An 18,759-nucleotide genomic window follows, 5' to 3' on the forward strand; every position below is an offset into this window, starting at 1 on the left:
TCCTTTACCTTCGCAAAAAAAGCATTGGAAGCAGCGCAGAATCCTTTTGAGGCCGGACAGGTGATTTTAGTGAACAAGCCACTGGAGTGGACCTCATTCGATGTGGTAAGGAAGATCAGGAATACCATCCGGATCAAAAAAGTGGGACACGCCGGCACACTGGATCCGCTGGCCACAGGATTACTCATCGTATGCACCGGGAAATTTACCAAACGCATCAACGAATTCATGGCGCAGGAAAAGGAATATACCGGCACCATTACATTGGGCGCTGTGACCCCTACCTATGACCTGGAAAGTGAACCCGTCGATTTTAAACCCTTCGATCATATAACTGAAACACAGCTTCGCGAAGCCACTCTTCCTTTTATAGGCGATATCATGCAGGTGCCACCTGCGCATTCCGCCATCAAAAAAGACGGGAAACGGTTGTATGAACTGGCACGGAAAGGCGAGGAGGTGATCGTGGAGCCGCGGCCCGTTACCATCCGCGAATTTGAACTCACGGCCATCGAAATGCCCGTGGTGCATTTCAGGGTGGTATGCTCAACGGGAACCTATATCCGCAGTTTGGCACATGATTTTGGCCAGCAACTTGGTTGCGGTGGATACATGAGCAGTTTGTGCAGAACCAGGATTGGAGCCTTCACACTACATGAATCGGTAACGATGGAGGAGTTCGATAAAAATGCCCGTGCCCTGCTGGCCTTACATCAGAACGGGTAGTTGATCCCCAGTTGTAATTGCCCGGAATTCAGACTGAGTTTATGGAACCATCCGTCGTTGATGTCGGAATAGAACGGATTTTTCAGTTTGAACGCGTAATCGAGCCGGATCAGGAAATAATCGAAATCAAGGCGTAAACTTGTTCCACCGGCCACCGCGAGGTCTTTGTACAGTCTGCTCAGGTTGAATTCTATCGGAAGCTGTTCATTCAGGCCAGAACCTTTTAACACTTCGGGACGGTACCACACATTTCCGATATCGGTGAACAGGGCGCTTTTCAGTTTAATGCCGCCTAATGTGCCCAGGTTGAAGCGGTATTCGATATTGCCTTCCAGTTGAATATCGCCCAGGCGAAGCCCTGCGGGAAGCTGCGCGTTGAAAGCGGAATCATTCACGGAACCGGGACCCAGTGAACGTACTGTCCATGCCCTCATGCTGTTGGGACCTCCGGCGAAGAATTGACGGAAGAAGGGCAACGTGAAATTCTTATCATTGTTTTCGCCATAGGAGTAACCATAGCCTCCCATCAAACGAAAAGCCCAGAGCGATTTTGGTTGTTCTATCTTATACACATATTCCGCATCCAGCTTCACGAAACGGAACAGGTCGTTGTACAATCCTTTGAAGAGGAAACCGGTTAATCCACCGGATTCCTCCACTGCCAGTTTTATGTACCTGAACTTATTGGACCTGGTTTTAGAGTTCACGAAACTGAACTTGGTTCCGATAATCAGCCCATCGGAGAAATTATACGCCAGCAAGGGGTTGGCCCTGATCAGTGAGTCGAGGCCGGGTTTCCTTGTCAGACTATTCAACTCAATATTAAAGGGGCTGAAGAAAAACACGTTGTTCCGGCGGGCCGATTCGAAACCGATGGAAGTGTTGATGGTTCCCAGGTTGAAATAATCTTTCCTTTCTGTGTAACCTGCGGTAGCGTTGATGATCGTACGTTCGGAACGGAGCCTGGTATTTTGCGGACGCAGTTTGATCAGCAGTTTTGGAATGGAATAACTATGGCTCAGTGAAAGTTGCCTGGTGAGGATAAAAGCCGTTCCACGCGATGGGTTCAGTTCAATTCCGCCCCGGAGTTGCGTACTCGATTGAATGGCTTCCCGTGCCACATTTTTATTCCGGATACCAATGTTCGCGCCCAGCCCGAGCAGGTTACCGGTGGCAAAGGCGTCGCTGCCGGTGTTGCGGCTTCCTTCCAGTTCGAAAATCAGACTTTGTTTCATAGAAGGGGATAGGCGGATATCGAAATCCACTTTCGGAACCGTGTCGTTCCTGATGCCCGTGGCTTCCACCGTAACCTGTTGCCATACCCCAAGCTGGTTGTAGGCGTTTACGGTACGCACATAATCGATCTGTCGGAAAAGGCTGTCTTTTTCCAGTCTTGACTGCCGGGTAAGAAACCCCGGTTTGTATTTGTTCTTATCGTAATAAATTTCAAATCCCCGGTGTTCCATCCGTTTAAAGCGCGAAGCGCCGGAGGTGTCGGCCAGTTCCAGTTCAGGGAAAATGCGCACGTTGCCGATATAATGTTGCAGGAGTTTCGTGGAATCTGTGACGGGCCGTTTTTTGATGGTCACTTTCACCGTGGGTTTCTCCTTTCTTTTCTGTGCTTCCTCCAGCAGAGACAGCTGGTCGAAAGGATCGTTATCTATGGTGATCAGCGACAAATCAACCGTATCCGCTTCAGCATAAAGATCGTCCGCGATGAATTTGAAGTACCCGTTATTTTTGAAAACATCGCCCAGCCTTTCCAGTTCACGGGCCACATCCGCCTGCCGGAAGCGATCTCCTTTTTTAAGCAGGGGAGTGGTAGCGGTGATGGTGGAATTCCTGAGCGCGCGGGGATTGAGTGCCAATGCCTGTAACATGCTATCGGAAAGTGCGTACCGGAGGGTATCAATCAGCAGTGGGGGACCCACTTTCGCCGTAAAAAAGAGGTGTGCGCGGGTTTGAGGGCCGCGGTATTTTTTCCCGGAGAAGAAATAAGAGAAAGTATAACTCAGCCTTTCGGAGAAGTTGCTCGGGTATTCATCCATAAAAACGCTATCGCTCACGGATGAACGGAAAAATCCTTCCGTCTCCAACAGGGCATTCATGAAAACCTTGCTGCGGGCGGCATTGGCGGAATCGTAAGCCGGGGGTGCCACCAGTTCCCTGTAAAGGCCGGCGTAAGACTTGGTCCGGAGCCGCAAACTGTCGTCCAGTTGCCCTTGTAACCTTATTTCCAGTGCTTTTTTTTCTGTGGCGGGCATATCGCCCTCAACGGTTATCGTATTTTTGAAAACGAAAGGCGTCCCCCGCTGGAACCTTTTCGGGACCGTACATGCGTGAAGCAGCAGCAGTGCGCAAATCGTAACTGTAAAAAAGCGGATATTTGGGCCACTGCAGGGATGGGTCATATATATTGAAGAAAAAATTGTCGCAAAATCACTGAACGTTCATGTTATCTAAATCCAGGGTCAAATATATCCAAAGTTTAAGCCAGAAAAAATTTCGCCGCAGTGCGGAAGTGTTCCTGGTGGAAGGTCCGAAGTGTGTGGAAGAAATGATGGCAGAAGCGCCGCAGGCGATTGAAGCGGTGTACGCCCTGAAGGAATGGTGCGAAGTGCATCCCGCTGTGCCTTCCTTGGAGGAAATCACGCCGGAAGAATTAGCAAAAATTTCGCAGCTCACCACACCCAACCAGGTGCTGGCCCTGGTGAGAAAACCCCAGCCGGCTGTGGCGTTTGATCCCCGCAACAAGATCAGCCTTTTCCTCGAAACCATCCAGGACCCGGGCAATATGGGCACCATCATCCGGCTTGCCGACTGGTTCGGCATCACGCAGGTGGCAGCCACGCCCGATTCTGTCGATTTCTTTCACCCCAAAGTCGTGCAGTCTACCATGGGCAGCATATTAAGGGTCAAATGTTTTGAAATGGAAACGACCGGACTACTCCATCAGGCGGGAATGGTGCCCGTTTGGGCTGCCACACTCGAAGGGAAAGACATCCGCGAACTGGAGGTGCCTGATGAAGCGGTGATCGTGATCGGAAACGAATCGCGGGGGATCAGCGATGCTCTTCGGACAGAAGTGGACCAGGAGATCATGATACCCCGTTTCGGAAAGGCGGAATCGCTGAATGCTGCCATGGCAACCGGGGTACTGCTGGGGTGGCTGAGGATTTAGTTTCAGGGATTCGGCCTGCTCTTTTTTGATAATTGATTTACTTTCGAAATCTCTTTTAACCGTTGTACTTGTGCTAAAGCCTGTGCATAGGAAATTTCTGATTGCTGTGCAATGATTCGTTGCCCTCTCAATGACAACTTCTTCAATGATATTTTTAAGTTGGATTCTGGTATCATTTTTCAGCCTTTGCTGTAAAATTATGAAAGATAGCGTACCACTCACCTGAATTGTATCGCCTTCACCGGCTTAATCATCCTGATCACCACCGTAGGCACCACCAGCGTGGCGAAACACACCACCAGCGTACCTGCCGCTACCGCCAATACCTGCCACCAAACAATCTTAATGGGGGCCACGGCCATATAATAGGCTTCTTCATTCAATGAAATTATCCCCGTGCTTTGTTGCAGGAAACACACGCCCAGCCCTACGGCCAGTCCCAGCACAATGCCCAGTCCGGTGATCATTGAAGCATGGTAAAGGAATATGGTACGGATCGACCAGTCGGGCATCCCGACCGCTTTCAGGATACCGATCATACGTGTACGTTCCAGCACAAGTATGATGAGGCAGGTGATGAGGTTGATGATGGCCACCACGATCATGATGGTGATCACCACGCCTTTGTTCATGTTCTGGATGTTTAGCCAGTCGAAGATGTTGGGGTATATTTCCCGGATGGTACGGCTGTTCCAGGCGGCGGGCAGTTCTTCGTAAATCTGATAGCTTACGGAGTCCATCTGCTCGTAATCTTTGAGGAATAGTTCGTAGCCGCCGATTTCATCGGGTTGCCAGTCATTGAGTTTCTGGATAAGCTTCAGGTCGCCGATGGCGTAGGATTTATCGTATTCTTCGATGCCCGTTTTAAAGATACCCGCTATTTTCAGCGGACGCGCACGGGGTGTAGTGCTGTTGGCCTGGATGAAGAAAAGGATCAGCGTGTCGCCCACCTTTACATCCAGTTGTTTCGCTGTGTAAGCCGAAATATTGATTTCGTTGCTGAAACTGGAATCCTGGAATTGGATCCAGCGTCCTTCTTTCAGGAAACCGTTCAGCGTATTGAAGTTGTATTCTTTTTCCACCCCTTTCAACAATGCGCCTTCCATGTTTTCACTGTTCTTCTTCTTCAGCATCGCGTAGCGGGTACCGAAGGTTTGAATGGTGGCAATGGCGGGATTGTTTTGAAGGGTCCGCAACACGGTATCGTTGCGCTGGATGGGTAATTCTTCTGCAATGGTGACCTTGCTGGGTTCAAAATGCTGCACGCGCACATGACCCCAGAAACTGAATACCTTCTGGCTCACCACTTCCTGGAAGCCGTTCACCATCGCTAACGTAACGATCATAACGGCCACGCTCACCGTGGTGGCGGCTACGGCCAGCCGGATGATGAACCTGGAAAACGATTTCTGTTTGTTGAACGCAATGCGCTGCGCTATAAAACCTGCAACCCGCAAACGGCATGATTTTAGTACCGCTCAAACTTAGTGCAATTCATACAAACAAACTATATTTATCTCCTTTATCCCGATTCATGAGAGTTATACCCGTTTTATTGCTGATCTGCCTTGCAGGAACGCTGCGCGCGCAACCGATAGAAGAAAACACCTTTCTCCCCAATATCGCTTCAGTTAAATTGTATCCTTACGGCAACCAGACAGGCTATCCCATCCTCACCCTGGGCAGCTCCGAAAGGTTGGAACTGCACTTCGATGACCTCGATGCCGATGTGAAAAATTATTATTATACGTTTCAACTGTGTAATGCAGACTGGACACCGGCCATGCTCAACAGCCTGGATTTTATCAAAGGCTTCTCGCAAACCAGGATCAGCACCTACAGGAATGCTTCCATTGCGCTCACCAGGTATACGCATTACCAGGCCGAATTGCCCGACCGCAATATGATCCCTTCCCGCTCCGGTAATTATATATTGAAAGTTTACCTGAATGGGGATACTTCAAAACTGGCTTTCACCAAACGGTTTCTAGTGGTGCAGCCGTTGGCGAAAATTGCCGCCCAGGTTCAGCAACCATTCAATGGGAGTATTTTCAGAACGCACCAGAAGATTCAGTTCTCTGTAAACATCGGTTCCCTCCAGGCTTCCGTGCCCAACCAGCAGGTGAAGGTGTTTATTTTGCAAAACAACCGCTGGGACAATGCGGTCACCAATCTCGTACCCACTTTCGTTCGGCAGAACGTGCTGGAATACAATACGGAACAACAGGCGGTTTTCCCCGCTGGAAGGGAATGGCGCTGGCTCGACCTCAGAAGTTTCCGCCTGCAGAGCGACCGCGTAAGCAACGCCAGTTATAAACCCGGAGGAACGGAGCTTTTCCTTCGTCCCGATCCGGAACGGAAAGAATTGCGCAGCGCTTTTTACCGCGACAACAACGGCATGTACTATATAGAACCCATGGAGTCGGTGAACCCTTTCTGGCAGGGCGATTACGCCACGGTGCATTTTAAATACGTGCCCAAAAACATTCAGGCGTACCGAGGGAAGGAATTGCTGCTGTTCGGAGAACTGACCAATTATGGAAAAGCGCCGGGAGCCCGCATGACTTTTAATGAAGAAAGCGGCTTCTTTGAAACCAGTCTGTTCCTCAAACAAGGTTATTACGATTACGAATATGTGCTGAAAGATCCATCAAAGCCAAATGTTCCGCCCGATGTTTCCCTCACTGAAGGTGACAATTGGGAAACTGAAAATGTGTATACGATCCTGGTGTATTTCCGTGCTTTCGGCGGAAGAGTGGATGAACTGGTGGGCATCGAAAAGGTAAACAGTTTGCAGGGACGCACTGGCGTTCAGTAAACAAAAATTTTTCCAACCTGTTCGGGATCAGGATAAAACGCCTATATTTGCAGTCGGCAAGTCTTATACGACCAGCTCCTGCTAAATCCCCCAGGGCCGGAAGGCAGCAAGGGTAGGCGGTTGTAGCGGTGCGATGTAAGTAACTTGCCGTTTTTTATTTTATCTCTTCCCTCCGCTGTTTTCAATTTTGATGTTCCTCCCCAATCCAGTATTTTCGTCAAAACAAAACATCTATAATCATGAAATTTTTCATTGACACCGCCGATCTGAAACAGATCAAAGAAGCAAATGATCTCGGTATCCTCGACGGTGTGACCACCAACCCTTCCCTGATGGCCAAAGTGGGCATCAGCGGCGAAGAGGCTGTTATGCAACACTACAAAACTATTTGTGATATCGTGGATGGCGACATCAGCGCCGAAGTGGTTTCCACCGATTTCGAAGGCATCATCGCCGAAGGAAAAAAACTCGCTTCCATCCACCCCAATATCGTGGTGAAAGTGCCCATGATCCAGGAAGGCATCAAAGCCATCAAATGGTTCACCGATAACGGGATCCGTACTAACTGTACGCTGATCTTCTCTGCCGGACAGGCCATCCTCGCCGCAAAAGCAGGAGCTACCTATGTTTCTCCCTTTATCGGAAGAATCGATGACAGCAGTTGGGATGGCATGGAACTGATCGCACAGATCTCTCATATCTACCAGGTGCAGGGCTTCAAAACAGAAATCCTCGCCGCCTCCATCCGCAACGCCCTCCATATTGTGAAGGCCGCAGAAGCCGGTGCAGACGTATGTACCTGCCCGCTCTCTTCCATCCTCGGTTTGCTGAAACACCCACTTACAGATATCGGGCTGGCACAGTTCCTGGAGGACGCTAAGAAGTTCGCATAAAACATAGTGAAAGCAGCAAGCGGAAGTAGCTTCAGCCTTTGTATTAAATGGCATGTTGCTCCTGCAAGACTGGCTTTCAGACACTATATAAAAAACAACGGGCGCATCGTTTAGGGTGCGCCCGTTGTTTTTTTCTCTCAACCTTTCTTCTTTTTCCTGGAATCTCTTCCTTCGTTTTTCATCCTTTCCAGTATCTCTTCCTTGGTTTCCAGCACCTCATTGTCTGGCAATTGCTTCACGTAAATCGTGAAACTTTTGGTCAGGTGTTTGTCTTTCCTGAGCGTGGCGGTGATGGTTACCTTTTCTTCCCTGGTGTTCAGTGGTACCCACAGGCTGTTGCCGCGGAAAAATCCGAGGGTGGCGGTAAATTCTACATGTGTGGAATCGAGGGGGATATAACGGCCATTCTTCAGCAGTCCATCCACATTAATGTAGTTGTACGTGCCTTTTTTGAGGCTGTCGGTATACGGGTGGAAATAAATACTGTCCACCTGTTGGGCCGAGGTAAAAAGAGAACATAGGGTAAAGACCAACGTTACGGTGAGGCTGGGAAAAACAGGGTGATATGTACGGAAGGTACGCAATGTTAGCAAGATGAACGGTTTTTTAAAATGGTTGCTTGTTTTGCAATAAATGTTTTTTCAGCCATTGGTCCTGCTCCCAGAGCATGTGGAGAATGTTTTCCCTGGCCGAGTAGCCATGACTTTCATACGGCAGGAACACGAGACGTGCCGTTCCGCCATGGCCCTTAATGGCGTTGAAAAGCCGTTCACTCTGGATGGGGAAAGTTCCGGGATTGTTGTCGGCTTCTCCATGAATCATCAGTATCGGGGTCTTGATTTTGTTGGCGTAGCTGAAGGGCGACATCCTGAAATACACTTCGGGATTTTCCCAGTAAGTACGTTCTTCGTTCTGAAACCCAAATGGCGTAAGGGTTCTGTTGTAAGCGCCGCTGCGGGCGATGCCTGCTTTAAACAGGTTCGTATGCGCAAGCAGATTTGCCGTCATAAAGGCGCCGTAGGAATGTCCACCCACTGCCATACGCTGCGGGTCGCCTACTTTCATTTCAGCCAGTTTACCAATGGCTGCTTCCGCGTTCAGTTGCAACTGCTCCACGAAATTATCGTTGGGTTCTTTCCCTTTTTCGCCTACGATGGGCATTTCGGCATTGTCGAGTACCGCGAATCCCTGGGTGGCCCAGTATACCGGGGAACCATAGCCGATGCGGGTGAAAGTATACCGGGAGCCACGAACCTGGGCCGCATCGCTGGCCGATTTGTATTCCCGGGGATAGGCCCAGATGATGGTGGGCAGTGGTGCGTCAATGCCCGGGCGGTAGCCTTTCGGCAGGTACAGGTCCCCGGTAAGGTCGATGCCATCTTTCCGTTTGTAACTGATCTTTTCTTTGCTGATGCCTTCCAGCATCGGGTAGGGATTGGTGAAAAAAGTGATCGGCTTTCCCATCAGAGACTTCTTCCGGAGGTCGCGAATATAATAATTCGGCACATCCTGCTGGCTTTCCCGCACAGTGAGGTACAAGCCTTTTTCTGCATCTACCGCGGCAACCACATTTTCATAGAAAGGAGCCTGGCAGCGCCAGAGCTGCTTGCTTTTACCAGTGTTTACATTGAATGCGCTGATGAATGGGAGATCACCATCCGGAGACGCACCCTGGGAGCGGAGGATGAGGTTTCCGTTCTTTAAAACAAGCAGCACGTCGCGCCCATAAGCATTGGGAACGGTGAGGGGAGAACCGATATCGGCGTAGGAATCATCCATTCTGCGTTGGTAAACCGAGTCCAGTTTTCCGGAGGAAGGGTTGAGTTTGTTCATCCTTATGGTTCGGGTAGTGGAATACCTTTCGTTGAGCAACGCGAGTTGGTCGTTGCCCCAGGTGATGCCAGCAAACCTCAGTTTGGTACGAACCAGTTCTTTGGGCTGCCCGTTATTGGCCACGTCTATTGTATAAACGGCATCCCGGTAAGCAGCGGGGGATTTGCCCAGCCCTTTATCGAGTGCCTTCACATATACCAGTTCAGCTGGCTTATCGCTTCTCCAGGAAAAGTTCCGGGGAAAATCGGCTACATCGTCGAAGCCAATGGGTGCCCCTTCGGAAGAGGGGTTCTGCGCGATGGTGCTGATTTCTTTTCCCTCCATGTTCCAGATGCTCACGGTGTGTGGGAACCCGGAAGCAGGAACGAGGTAGGAGAAAGGTTGCCGGATCGTAGTGATCAGCAGGAATTTTTTATCGGGAGAAAGGGAGAAGCTCCTCAGCAATAACGGATTGCCAATATTCTTTTCAGCACTGCCATCGTGGTGAACCAGTTGAACGGTACCGAAATAGCTGAAAAGGGCTTCATCGTAGGGGTTTTTGATCAGGTCCTGGTAGGTGCGGGAAGCCCCTGTTTTACCGGCGCTTTCCTGAATCACCGGACCGGCGGGCGCATTGGGAGCGGAAGGCATTTCGCCGGCCCCGGCAGGTATTGTTTTGTACACCAGCGCATCTTTTCCCGCCCAGGAATAAGCATTTCCCATTACAGCATTGACGGGACGGCTGTTTATTTTAACTGCTTTTTTATCGGTCAGTGCTACTTTATAAAGATCCTGTCCGTTCGTTGTGCTGTTCAGGAATGCAAAAGCGGATTCATCCTGATTCCAGGAAACATCATACGCACGGAGGTTTTCAGGCAGACCGGCTATTTCATATTTCTTTCCACTTGCTACTTCCTGCAAATAAATAGCGCCTAAACCGGAACTCCGGCTGGGACCGGCATTTTTCGGGTTCCAACGCATGCCTGCAATACGCAGTTCCGGCTGGGCCAGTTCTTCTACGGTAAGGAACTCGTTCCTTTCCATCAGCAGCACCCAGTCTGCTTTTTGTGTAATATTCGCCTGTGGGGCGGGACGCGCCAGCACGATCTCTTTGATGGCCTGCGGGGGTTCCTGGTAAGTATCCTTATCTTGGGCAAAGGTGAAGTTGAATGCCAGCAGCAGCAAGCTCAGTTGAAAAGTTTTCAGCATGTTTCAGGTGTTATTCGTTTGATCTCCTAAAATTAACAACAACCGGGCAGAATATTTTTTGGCAGGAAAGAAGGACTGCTTTATTTTTGCCGCGATTTAACACATGAATACCTTTACACATAAACATCATCATCATAACTTGCCCCAGGGGTAGGCCGGTGGTGCTATGTGTACAAACATACTGCAATGGGCTTACCGGAAGGTAGGCCCATTTTGTTTTACAGGCGTTCACAACAACATTAAACATGAAACTCAAGATCGCGATCCAGAAATCCGGCAGGCTGCACGATGATTCGGTAAAACTGCTTAAAGACTGTGGCATAGACGTTAAGAACGGGATGAACAAGTTGAAAACGGAATCAGATAATTTCCCGCTGGAAATTTATTTCCTCCGCGATGATGATATCCCGCAGTATGTGGAAGATGCCGTTGCCGATATCGGGATCGTGGGAGAGAACGTGGTTTTTGAGAAGCAGAAAAAAGTAACCGAAGTAGAACAACTGGGCTTCGGAAAATGTAGGTTGTCTGTTGCCGTTAGCAGGAACGAACAGTATACAGGGGTGGAATACCTTCAGGGTAAAAGAATCGCCACTTCTTACCCGGTGATCCTGGAGGATTTCCTGAAAGCAAGAGGTGTGACCGCGGAAATACACGAGATCAGCGGTTCCGTGGAAATTGCGCCGGGTATTGGCCTGGCAGACGCCATCGTTGACCTGGTAAGCAGCGGCTCCACCTTGTTCATGAACGGATTAAAAGAAGTAGACACTGTATTGAAATCACAGGCGGTACTGATCCGCAACAATGAACTGGCCCCGGAAAAACTGGCCATTCTTGAAAAGCTGCTTTTCCGCATCCGTTCCGTAAAAAAAGCCAAGAACAACAAATATGTACTGTTGAACGCGCCCAACGACCGTTTGCAGGAAATCATCGGGCTGTTGCCCGGCATGAAGAGCCCGACCGTGTTACCGCTTGCTGAATCCGGCTGGAGTTCCGTGCATAGTGTGCTCAGTGAAAATGAATTCTGGGACATCATCGAAAAACTGAAAGATGCCGGAGCACAGGGCATCCTCGTGGTACCCATCGAAAAAATGATCGTTTAAACCCAAGTTATGCAGGTTTATATTCAACCCACCCGTGAATCCTGGCCCGGAATCATCAGCCGACCAGCTATGAATGCCGTGGCATTGGAAGAAAAAGTGTCGGCCATCCTGAATGATATCCGTCAGAACGGAGATGCTGCTTTGCTGAAGTACACCGCTTCATTTGATGGGGTTACATTGTCGCAACCAGCCCTGTCCGATGAAGAATGGGCCGCCGCGGACACGATTCCCGAACCTTTGAAAGCTGCCATCAGCCAGGCTGCGGCCAATATTAAATTGTTCCATGCGCAACAAATACAGGCGCCTGAAAAAGTGGAGACCATGCCCGGCGTGGTATGCTGGCGAAAAGCTGTAGGCATTGAAAAGGTTGGACTATATATTCCAGGTGGCTCAGCGCCACTATTCTCGACGGTCCTGATGTTAGGCATTCCCGCTTCCATGGCGGGTTGCAGGGAGATCGTCCTTTGTACGCCTCCGGGCAAAGATGGGTTGGTGCACCCCGCCATTCTTTATGCGGCCAAAACCGCGGGCATCACTAAAATATTCAAAGCGGGTGGTGTACAGGCCATCGGCGCCATGGCCTATGGAACGGCCAGCGTGCCTAAAGTGTATAAGATATTCGGTCCGGGCAACCAGTTCGTAACCTGCGCCAAGCAACTGGTACAGCAATCCGATATCGCGATCGATATGCCCGCTGGCCCGAGCGAAGTGGCCGTTTTCGCAGATGCCTCGGCCAATCCGGCTTTCGTGGCCGCCGATCTGCTTTCCCAGGCGGAACATGGTCCCGATAGCCAGGTATTGCTCGTTACCACAGACATCAATACAGTAGAATCCGTGAACAAAGCGTTGAAAGAGCAGCTGGCAGCGCTTTCCCGCGGCTCCATCGCTACAAAAGCGTTGGAAAACAGCAGGGCCGTTGTATTGGGTTCAGCCACCGAAGCCATGGAACTGTTGAATGAATATGCGCCCGAACACCTCATACTCGCTACCGATCAGGCGGCCGAACTTTCCAGTATGGTCGTGAACGCGGGATCGGTATTCGTGGGGCATTATTCTCCTGAAAGTGCCGGCGATTATGCTTCAGGCACCAACCATACCCTTCCAACAAACGGATACGCCACCGCTTACAGCGGCGTGAGCCTCGATAGTTTTGTAAAGAAAATCACTTTTCAGCAACTCTCCAGGGAAGGACTTCACCGCATAGCCGGTACCGTGACCACCATGGCCGAAGCCGAAGGACTTGATGCGCACGCGAACGCCGTTAAAGTGAGAATCAATAATTAATTATAAATTTTGAAATTTCTCCCATGTTCGATCTGAATAACCTGCTACGGGACAATATAAAAAAGCTCACGCCATATTCCTCTGCAAGAGATGAATTCAAAGGAGAGGCGTCCGTTTATCTTGATGCCAACGAAAACAGCCTGGGTTCCCCGCTTACCAAATGGTACAACCGTTACCCCGACCCGCTGCAATGGAAAGTGAAAGAAAAACTCAGCGCCATCAAAGGCGTACGTCCGGAGAATATCTTTCTCGGCAATGGTAGCGATGAATGCATCGATATCCTCTACCGCGCTTTCTGTGATCCCGGCAAAGACAATATTATCATCTGCCCGCCTACTTACGGCATGTATGAAGTAAGCGCCAACATTAACGACGTAGCAATTAGGAAAGTGCCGCTCACCCCGGCCTATCAACTGAACCTGGAAGGCATCGAAGATGCCGTTGATGAACACACGAAAATCATCTGGCTCTGTTCTCCCAACAATCCTACGGGCAATTCTTTGAACCGCGAAGATGTTGAACTGGTACTCAACAACTTTGCCGGGCTGGTAGTGGTGGACGAAGCCTATATCAATTTCTCCCGTCACCGTTCTTTCGTGCAGGAACTTGAAGAATACCCTAATCTTGTTGTACTCCAAACCCTCTCCAAAGCCTGGGGGTTAGCTGGCTTGCGTCTCGGTATGGCCTTCGCCGGAGAAAGCATCATCAACATCTACAATAAAGTAAAACCGCCCTACAACATCAGCGAAGCCACCCAGGAACTGGTATTGAAAGCGCTGGAAGAAGTAGGCATGGTGAACGATATGATCCGCATTTTAGTAGATCAGCGGAACCAACTCGCCAAAGCCCTTTCCGAGGTGGAACTGGTACAAAAAATCCATCCTTCCGATGCCAACTTCCTCCTCGTGCAAATGCCCGACGCCAACAAAGTATATAACTTCCTCCTCGAAAAAGGCATCGTGGTCCGCGACCGCAGTAAAGTAACCCTCTGCGAAGGTTGCCTCCGCATCACCGTAGGAACGGAAGTTGAAAACAACAAACTCATTTCGGCATTGAAAGATTTCACGCCATAATCCTCCCGTTGCGTCGTAGCGCCGTTGCGAGAAAATTATTGCACGCAACGGCGCTACGACGCAACGTTGGAAGCAGATAATACTCATAAGTGCCGCGCCGCCGCGAGCAAAAAACAACAACAATGAAAAAACTTCTCCTCATCGACAGAGACGGCACCCTCATCAACGAAGCCCCGCCCACCTACCAGCTCGACTCCTTCGATAAACTCACTTTCTACCCGCATGTTTTTGAATTCATGACCAAAATCGCGCAGGAACTCGACTACGAACTGGTCATGATCACCAACCAGGATGGTCTGGGAACGGAAACCTTTCCGGAAGATACTTTCTGGCCGCTCCACAATTTCGTGATGAAAAGCTTCGAAAACGAAGGCGTTCACTTCGCTGAAGTGCTGATCGATAAAACATTCCCCCATGAAAACGCCCCTACCCGCAAACCAGGAACAGGAATGGTGACGAAGTACCTCAACAACCCGGCGTATGATATCGAGAATTCCTTCGTGATCGGCGACCGCATCACCGATGTTCAGCTGGCAAAAAATATGGGCTGCAAAGCCATCTGGCTCAATGCCGATCCCGCATTGGGTGGCGCGGAAATCAGCGATACCGTGCAGGCGCTGGAAGGAACTATCGCGCTTTCCACGCTCGATTGGAGTGAAATATACCGCTTTCTGAAACTAGGCAACCGCGTGGTAACACACGACCGCAATACGAGTGAAACGCAGATTCATGTAGAGCTGAACCTGGATGGCACCGGGAAAGCGAAAATAGCAACCGGACTCGGCTTCTTCGACCATATGCTCGACCAGATCGCCCGTCATGGAAAGATGGACCTGGTGATCGAAACCAAAGGCGATCTTCATATCGATGAACACCATACCATAGAAGATACCGGTATCGCCCTGGGGGAAGCCTTCGCGAAAGGATTATCCGATAAACGCGGCATGGAACGCTACGGATTCGCCCTGCCCATGGATGAAGTCGAAGCAAAGGTGCTCATCGATTTCGGCGGAAGGAACTGGATCGTGTGGGATGCCGAATTCAAACGGGAAAAGATAGGAGAGATGCCCACCGAAATGTTCTTCCATTTCTTTAAATCCTTCAGCGACGCGGCCAAATGCAATTTGAATATTTATTGCCGAGGTGAAAATGAACACCACAAAATAGAAGCCATCTTCAAAGCCTTCGCGAAAGCGATCCGCATGGCGGTAAGAAGAGACCCGATGAGTAATTTCCTGCCCAGTACGAAAGGGGTGTTGTAAATTTTGAATGATGAATTGAAGGGGTATCTAACATTCATCATTTAAAATTCAAAATACTTTCATTCAGCGTGTCATAGACTTTCAAAAGCGCCGGCTCCTGTTCAATCAGTTGCCGGTGTTTTTGTATGGTGATAAGGTCCTTTCTTGCTGCGGGCCCGGTTTGTACAGCTTCAGGCGCATATTGTCTTAGTCTCGTAGCGGTTTCTTCAATCAGGGGTTGAAGCAGTGAGAACTCAATACCATTTCTGGTGCAATACTTTTTAGCCAGCGCATACAGGTGATTGGTGAAATTGCTCACCAATACCGCTCCGAGGTGAAGTTGCGTGCGTTGGGTATCGTTGGCGCGTTCCACCTGGGGAGAAAGTGTTTGCGCGAAATCAACCAGTATTCCTGCCGTGGTTTCATCTGAAGCGTCGATCAATAAAGGGATATCGGGCAGCACAACCATTTCCTTCCGCAGACTTTGCAACGGATAAACAATGCCATGCGGTCTGTTCAATGTGGAGAGTACCTGCATGGGAACGGAACCGGCGGTATGCGCGATAATGCCCCCGAGCGCGGGGAGTTGTTTAGGCAGTTCGTACAAAGCCGTGTCGGATACCGCGATCAGGTAAAGTTCCGCTTCTGTGGCCAGGTTATCAAACGTATACACTGGCTTTGCCTGTAATTCAGTGGCCAGCGCATCCGTGGCTTCCCTGTTTCTGCCCGCTACTGCAATAATGTCGTGACCCGCTGCGCTGATCTTCCTGCCCAACACCGTGCCTACGTTCCCCGTGCCAATAATAACAACCTTCATAGTGTATATTTACGGCCATGAAATTAGGACAAAAACTGGCAATAGGCCTGATACGTGCAAGGCTCCACCTGGTGGGTGTTGTACGTCCCGCCTATGCAGGTAAAATGGCATTCCGGCTTTTTTGTACGCCGTTCCGGAAAGCAAAAAAGAAACGTCCCGACGTATTCGGGAAGGCGGAACAGGTGGGTTTTCATTTTCAAAACTATGTGGTGAAAGGTTTTGTCTGGAATGGTGCCGCGGAAAAGAAGGTGCTGATCGCGCATGGATTTGAATCCACCAGTTACAATTTCGACCGCTATGTGATGCCGCTCGTGAAAGCGGGATATGGTGTGGTGGCTTTCGATGCGCCGGCCCATGGTACATCCTCCGGAAAAAGGGTGAACGTATTGCAGTATGCGGCTTTTTTAGAAGAAGCAGCTCAACGGTACGGATCTATACACGGCATCCTTGCGCATTCTTTTGCGGGTCAGGCGACCGCTTTATGGCTGGAAAAAGGAACATCGTCCGTGGAAAGAATCGTATGGATCGCACCGGCAACGGAAGTTACCGCTGCCGTGAAAAGTTTTGTTGATTTTCTCCAGCTGTCTCCTGCTATTACGAAATATTTTTATGCTGAAATTGAACGCGCGGGCGGAAAAGAAATAGCCTGGTACTCGGTGTCGCGTGCCGTGAAAAATATTTCAGCTCCTATTTTATGGATTCACGATGAAGACGATACCGTTACGCCTTTTGCAGATGTAATACCCGTAATGGAAACGGAGCAATCCAACATCCGTTTTATGGTCACGAAAGGATGGGGGCACCGGCAGATTTACCGGGAGAACAAAGTGAAAAAGGCCGTGATCGCATTCCTTACTGAAGGATGATTACCATCCAGCCACGGCGTCATCCCCGCGTTTATCGGCTACCGCGGTGATTTTTCCGTCTTTCCATACGATGAGCTCGGTTCTGCCGATGGCTTTTTTCGGCTGGAAACGGTGTCCCATCATTTTTAATTTATTCAGTACAGTGTCCGGGAAACCTGGTTCAATTTGTATTTCATCGGGCAGCCACTGGTGGTGGAACTTAGGGGCGTTCACCGCATCTTCGGGTGAAAGTTCAAATTCGAGGAGGTTAAGTAATGTCTGGAATACGGAAGTGGTGATGGTGGTTCCGCCGGGGGTACCTGTTACAATAAATGGGCGGTTATTTTTGAGTACGATGGTGGGCGTCATACTGCTCAGCATACGTTTGCCCGGGGCGATAGCGTTGGCTTCAGCGCCTACGGCGCCATACATATTGGGAACGCCGGGTTTGATGCTGAAGTCGTCCATTTCGTTGTTGAGCAAGAAGCCTGCTCCGGCCACCATTGTTCCGGAGCCGTAACTGCCGTTCAGGGTGGTGGTCACGGCAACGGCGTTTCCTTCGTTGTCGAGCACACTAAGGTGGGTGGTTTCTTCTTTTTCAACGGGAATGCCGTGCCCGGTAGCCGTGCTGTTCCCTGCTTTATCTTCGGAGAAGAGGGCTACTCTTTTGCGGATATAGCTATCGGCGGTAAGTGCTGCTACGGGAACGGGATAAAAATCAGCATCGCCGAGGAATTGCGCCCGGTCTGCATAAGCGAGCCTTTCGATTTCAGTCATCGTATGGATGGCGCGTACGGAATGAAACCCGTATTGTTTCAGGGGAAAAAGTTCCGCCATCTTCATCATTTGCGGCAACAACACGCCTCCGGAAGAAGGGAGCGGCATGGTGAGTATGGTATTTCCTTTATAGTCAAAACGGGCGGGCGTTCTTTTTACCGCGCGGTAATCGCGGAGGTCCTTTTCCGTAATGATGCCTTTCCCTCTTTGCATTTCTGCTGCGATCAGCGCGGCGGTTTTGCCTTCATAAAAACCGGCCATGCCATTGTCTCGGATGCGTTTTAAGGTTTCCGCCAGGTCCTTTTGGATAAGTGTATCGCCTTTTTTCCAGGGTGTTTCTTTTACGAAAACAGGCAGCACGCTGTTGTTCCTGGAAAAACGTTCCTTGTGGTTGTTCAAACCGCGGGCGGCTGCCTCGGTGATGGCGAATCCTTTTTCTGCGAGTAATATGGCGGGCGCGATGAGCTTTTTGAAGGGAAGCTTCGCATGTGCGTGTGCGGTGAACAGTCCGGCTATGGTGCCAGGGATGCCAGCGGCAAGGTGTCCCTGCTGACTTAAATTCGTTTGCGCCTGTCCATCCTTGTCAAGGTACATATCTTTTCCTGCGGCTGCCGGAGCGGTTTCACGGAAATCGATTGCGAGTGATTGCCCGTTGGAAAGTTGTGCCACCATAAAACCGCCACCACCAATATTACCGGCTTCAGGATAAACTACGGCGAGTGCCAATTGTACGGCAATCGCGGCATCTACGGCGTTGCCGCCCTGCTTCAGGATGTTCATGCCCGCCTCGCTGGCCAGGGGATGGGCGGAAGAAACCGCGCCCCGTGTGTAAACGGAGGTTTTAAGTATGGAATAGTCAAATGGATTGATGATCCTGCTGGTTTTACAGGCATTGCCCGCCATCACCAGTGTTGCCAGTAAAATAATTATTCTGTTGTTCATCCTCATCGTTGTGTTGCGCTTCAAATGGGTTTGCTTATTTT

Annotated in this window: 15 protein-coding genes and 1 other RNA gene; 10 read left to right on the plus strand and 6 right to left on the minus strand. The window is 50.1% G+C overall.

What is annotated here, in order from left to right; all coding sequences use genetic code 11:
* Positions 1-24 precede the first annotated feature (24 nt).
* Positions 25-726 carry a tRNA pseudouridine(55) synthase TruB gene (gene truB / locus M4J38_RS00810; protein WP_251757627.1) on the plus strand — a complete coding sequence of 234 codons (702 nt, stop codon included), beginning with the start codon at positions 25-27 and terminating at the stop codon, positions 724-726.
* Here truB and M4J38_RS00815 read toward each other — a convergent pair.
* Complete coding sequence (locus M4J38_RS00815) at positions 714-2,990, minus strand: BamA/TamA family outer membrane protein (protein WP_251757628.1); 2,277 nt, start codon at positions 2,988-2,990, stop codon at positions 714-716. The genes truB and M4J38_RS00815 overlap by 13 nt on opposite strands.
* Before the next feature lie 188 nt (positions 2,991-3,178).
* On the opposite strand from M4J38_RS00815, the gene M4J38_RS00820 reads away from it, so the two are divergent.
* Positions 3,179-3,907 carry an RNA methyltransferase gene (locus M4J38_RS00820; RefSeq protein ID WP_251757629.1) on the plus strand — a complete coding sequence of 243 codons (729 nt, stop codon included), beginning with the start codon at positions 3,179-3,181 and terminating at the stop codon, positions 3,905-3,907.
* Between the two features lie 218 nt (positions 3,908-4,125).
* Here M4J38_RS00820 and M4J38_RS00825 read toward each other — a convergent pair whose 3' ends face one another.
* A complete protein-coding gene (locus M4J38_RS00825; protein WP_251757630.1) occupies positions 4,126-5,364 on the minus strand; it encodes an ABC transporter permease in 1,239 nt (412 codons plus the stop codon).
* 77 nt (positions 5,365-5,441) lie between these two features.
* On the opposite strand from M4J38_RS00825, the gene M4J38_RS00830 reads away from it, so the two are divergent.
* From M4J38_RS00830 to fsa, 3 genes are all read left to right on the plus strand, one after another.
* Positions 5,442-6,725: a DUF5103 domain-containing protein gene (locus tag M4J38_RS00830; RefSeq protein ID WP_251757631.1), complete on the plus strand. Its 1,284-nt coding sequence runs from the start codon at positions 5,442-5,444 to the stop codon at positions 6,723-6,725.
* 54 nt (positions 6,726-6,779) lie between these two features.
* Positions 6,780-6,878: signal recognition particle sRNA small type (ffs, locus tag M4J38_RS00835), an RNA gene on the plus strand.
* A gap of 86 nt (positions 6,879-6,964) precedes the next feature.
* Entirely contained in the window at positions 6,965-7,618 is a 654-nt protein-coding gene (gene fsa, locus M4J38_RS00840; RefSeq protein WP_251757632.1) for a fructose-6-phosphate aldolase, read from the plus strand.
* A gap of 137 nt (positions 7,619-7,755) precedes the next feature.
* Here the strand turns inward: fsa and M4J38_RS00845 are convergent, their stop codons facing one another.
* Both M4J38_RS00845 and M4J38_RS00850 read right to left on the minus strand, forming a co-directional pair.
* Positions 7,756-8,211 (minus strand): hypothetical protein, encoded by a 456-nt coding sequence (locus M4J38_RS00845; protein WP_251757633.1) that lies wholly within the window; start codon positions 8,209-8,211, stop codon positions 7,756-7,758.
* A 13-nt stretch (positions 8,212-8,224) separates the two neighbouring features.
* On the minus strand, positions 8,225-10,639 hold the full coding sequence (locus M4J38_RS00850) for a S9 family peptidase (protein ID WP_251757634.1): 2,415 nt from the start codon (positions 10,637-10,639) through the stop codon (positions 8,225-8,227).
* Positions 10,640-10,884: 245 nt separating this feature from the next.
* Between M4J38_RS00850 and hisG the strand changes: the two genes are divergently transcribed.
* From hisG to hisB, 4 genes are all read left to right on the plus strand, one after another.
* Positions 10,885-11,739, plus strand: a complete 855-nt coding sequence (gene hisG, locus M4J38_RS00855) for an ATP phosphoribosyltransferase (protein WP_251757635.1) — start codon at positions 10,885-10,887, stop codon at positions 11,737-11,739.
* A gap of 9 nt (positions 11,740-11,748) precedes the next feature.
* Positions 11,749-13,023 (plus strand): histidinol dehydrogenase, encoded by a 1,275-nt coding sequence (hisD, locus tag M4J38_RS00860; protein WP_251757636.1) that lies wholly within the window; start codon positions 11,749-11,751, stop codon positions 13,021-13,023.
* A gap of 23 nt (positions 13,024-13,046) precedes the next feature.
* Complete coding sequence (gene hisC, locus M4J38_RS00865; protein WP_251757637.1) at positions 13,047-14,096, plus strand: histidinol-phosphate transaminase; 1,050 nt, start codon at positions 13,047-13,049, stop codon at positions 14,094-14,096.
* 122 nt (positions 14,097-14,218) lie between these two features.
* Positions 14,219-15,358 carry a bifunctional histidinol-phosphatase/imidazoleglycerol-phosphate dehydratase HisB gene (hisB, locus tag M4J38_RS00870; RefSeq protein ID WP_251757638.1) on the plus strand — a complete coding sequence of 380 codons (1,140 nt, stop codon included), beginning with the start codon at positions 14,219-14,221 and terminating at the stop codon, positions 15,356-15,358.
* A gap of 37 nt (positions 15,359-15,395) precedes the next feature.
* Here hisB and M4J38_RS00875 read toward each other — a convergent pair whose 3' ends face one another.
* Positions 15,396-16,154 carry a Rossmann-like and DUF2520 domain-containing protein gene (locus M4J38_RS00875; RefSeq protein ID WP_251757639.1) on the minus strand — a complete coding sequence of 253 codons (759 nt, stop codon included), beginning with the start codon at positions 16,152-16,154 and terminating at the stop codon, positions 15,396-15,398.
* 17 nt (positions 16,155-16,171) lie between these two features.
* On the opposite strand from M4J38_RS00875, the gene M4J38_RS00880 reads away from it, so the two are divergent.
* The gene (locus tag M4J38_RS00880; protein ID WP_251757640.1) at positions 16,172-17,020 is read left to right on the plus strand and encodes an alpha/beta hydrolase; all 849 of its coding nucleotides are present in this window, start codon (positions 16,172-16,174) and stop codon (positions 17,018-17,020) included.
* Here M4J38_RS00880 and ggt read toward each other — a convergent pair whose 3' ends face one another.
* The gene (gene ggt / locus M4J38_RS00885; protein WP_251757641.1) at positions 17,021-18,718 is read right to left on the minus strand and encodes a gamma-glutamyltransferase; all 1,698 of its coding nucleotides are present in this window, start codon (positions 18,716-18,718) and stop codon (positions 17,021-17,023) included.
* Positions 18,719-18,759: the final 41 nt, after the last annotated feature.

It is taken from the genome of Parasegetibacter sp. NRK P23 (assembly GCF_023721715.1).
In the GTDB taxonomy this organism is placed as follows: domain Bacteria; phylum Bacteroidota; class Bacteroidia; order Chitinophagales; family Chitinophagaceae; genus Parasegetibacter.

What these genes read in the sequence shown, in the direction of transcription:
- M4J38_RS00815 (WP_251757628.1), bottom strand. Translation starts at nt 2,990, where the DNA reads ATGCCCGCCACAGAAAAAAAAGCACTGGAAATAAGGTTACAAGGGCAA.
- M4J38_RS00820 (WP_251757629.1), top strand. Translation starts at nt 3,179, where the DNA reads ATGTTATCTAAATCCAGGGTCAAATATATCCAAAGTTTAAGCCAGAAA.
- M4J38_RS00830 (WP_251757631.1), top strand. Translation starts at nt 5,442, where the DNA reads ATGAGAGTTATACCCGTTTTATTGCTGATCTGCCTTGCAGGAACGCTG.
- fsa (WP_251757632.1), top strand. Translation starts at nt 6,965, where the DNA reads ATGAAATTTTTCATTGACACCGCCGATCTGAAACAGATCAAAGAAGCA.
- M4J38_RS00850 (WP_251757634.1), bottom strand. Translation starts at nt 10,639, where the DNA reads ATGCTGAAAACTTTTCAACTGAGCTTGCTGCTGCTGGCATTCAACTTC.
- hisG (WP_251757635.1), top strand. Translation starts at nt 10,885, where the DNA reads ATGAAACTCAAGATCGCGATCCAGAAATCCGGCAGGCTGCACGATGAT.
- hisD (WP_251757636.1), top strand. Translation starts at nt 11,749, where the DNA reads ATGCAGGTTTATATTCAACCCACCCGTGAATCCTGGCCCGGAATCATC.
- hisC (WP_251757637.1), top strand. Translation starts at nt 13,047, where the DNA reads ATGTTCGATCTGAATAACCTGCTACGGGACAATATAAAAAAGCTCACG.
- hisB (WP_251757638.1), top strand. Translation starts at nt 14,219, where the DNA reads ATGAAAAAACTTCTCCTCATCGACAGAGACGGCACCCTCATCAACGAA.
- M4J38_RS00875 (WP_251757639.1), bottom strand. Translation starts at nt 16,154, where the DNA reads ATGAAGGTTGTTATTATTGGCACGGGGAACGTAGGCACGGTGTTGGGC.
- M4J38_RS00880 (WP_251757640.1), top strand. Translation starts at nt 16,172, where the DNA reads ATGAAATTAGGACAAAAACTGGCAATAGGCCTGATACGTGCAAGGCTC.
- ggt (WP_251757641.1), bottom strand. Translation starts at nt 18,718, where the DNA reads ATGAACAACAGAATAATTATTTTACTGGCAACACTGGTGATGGCGGGC.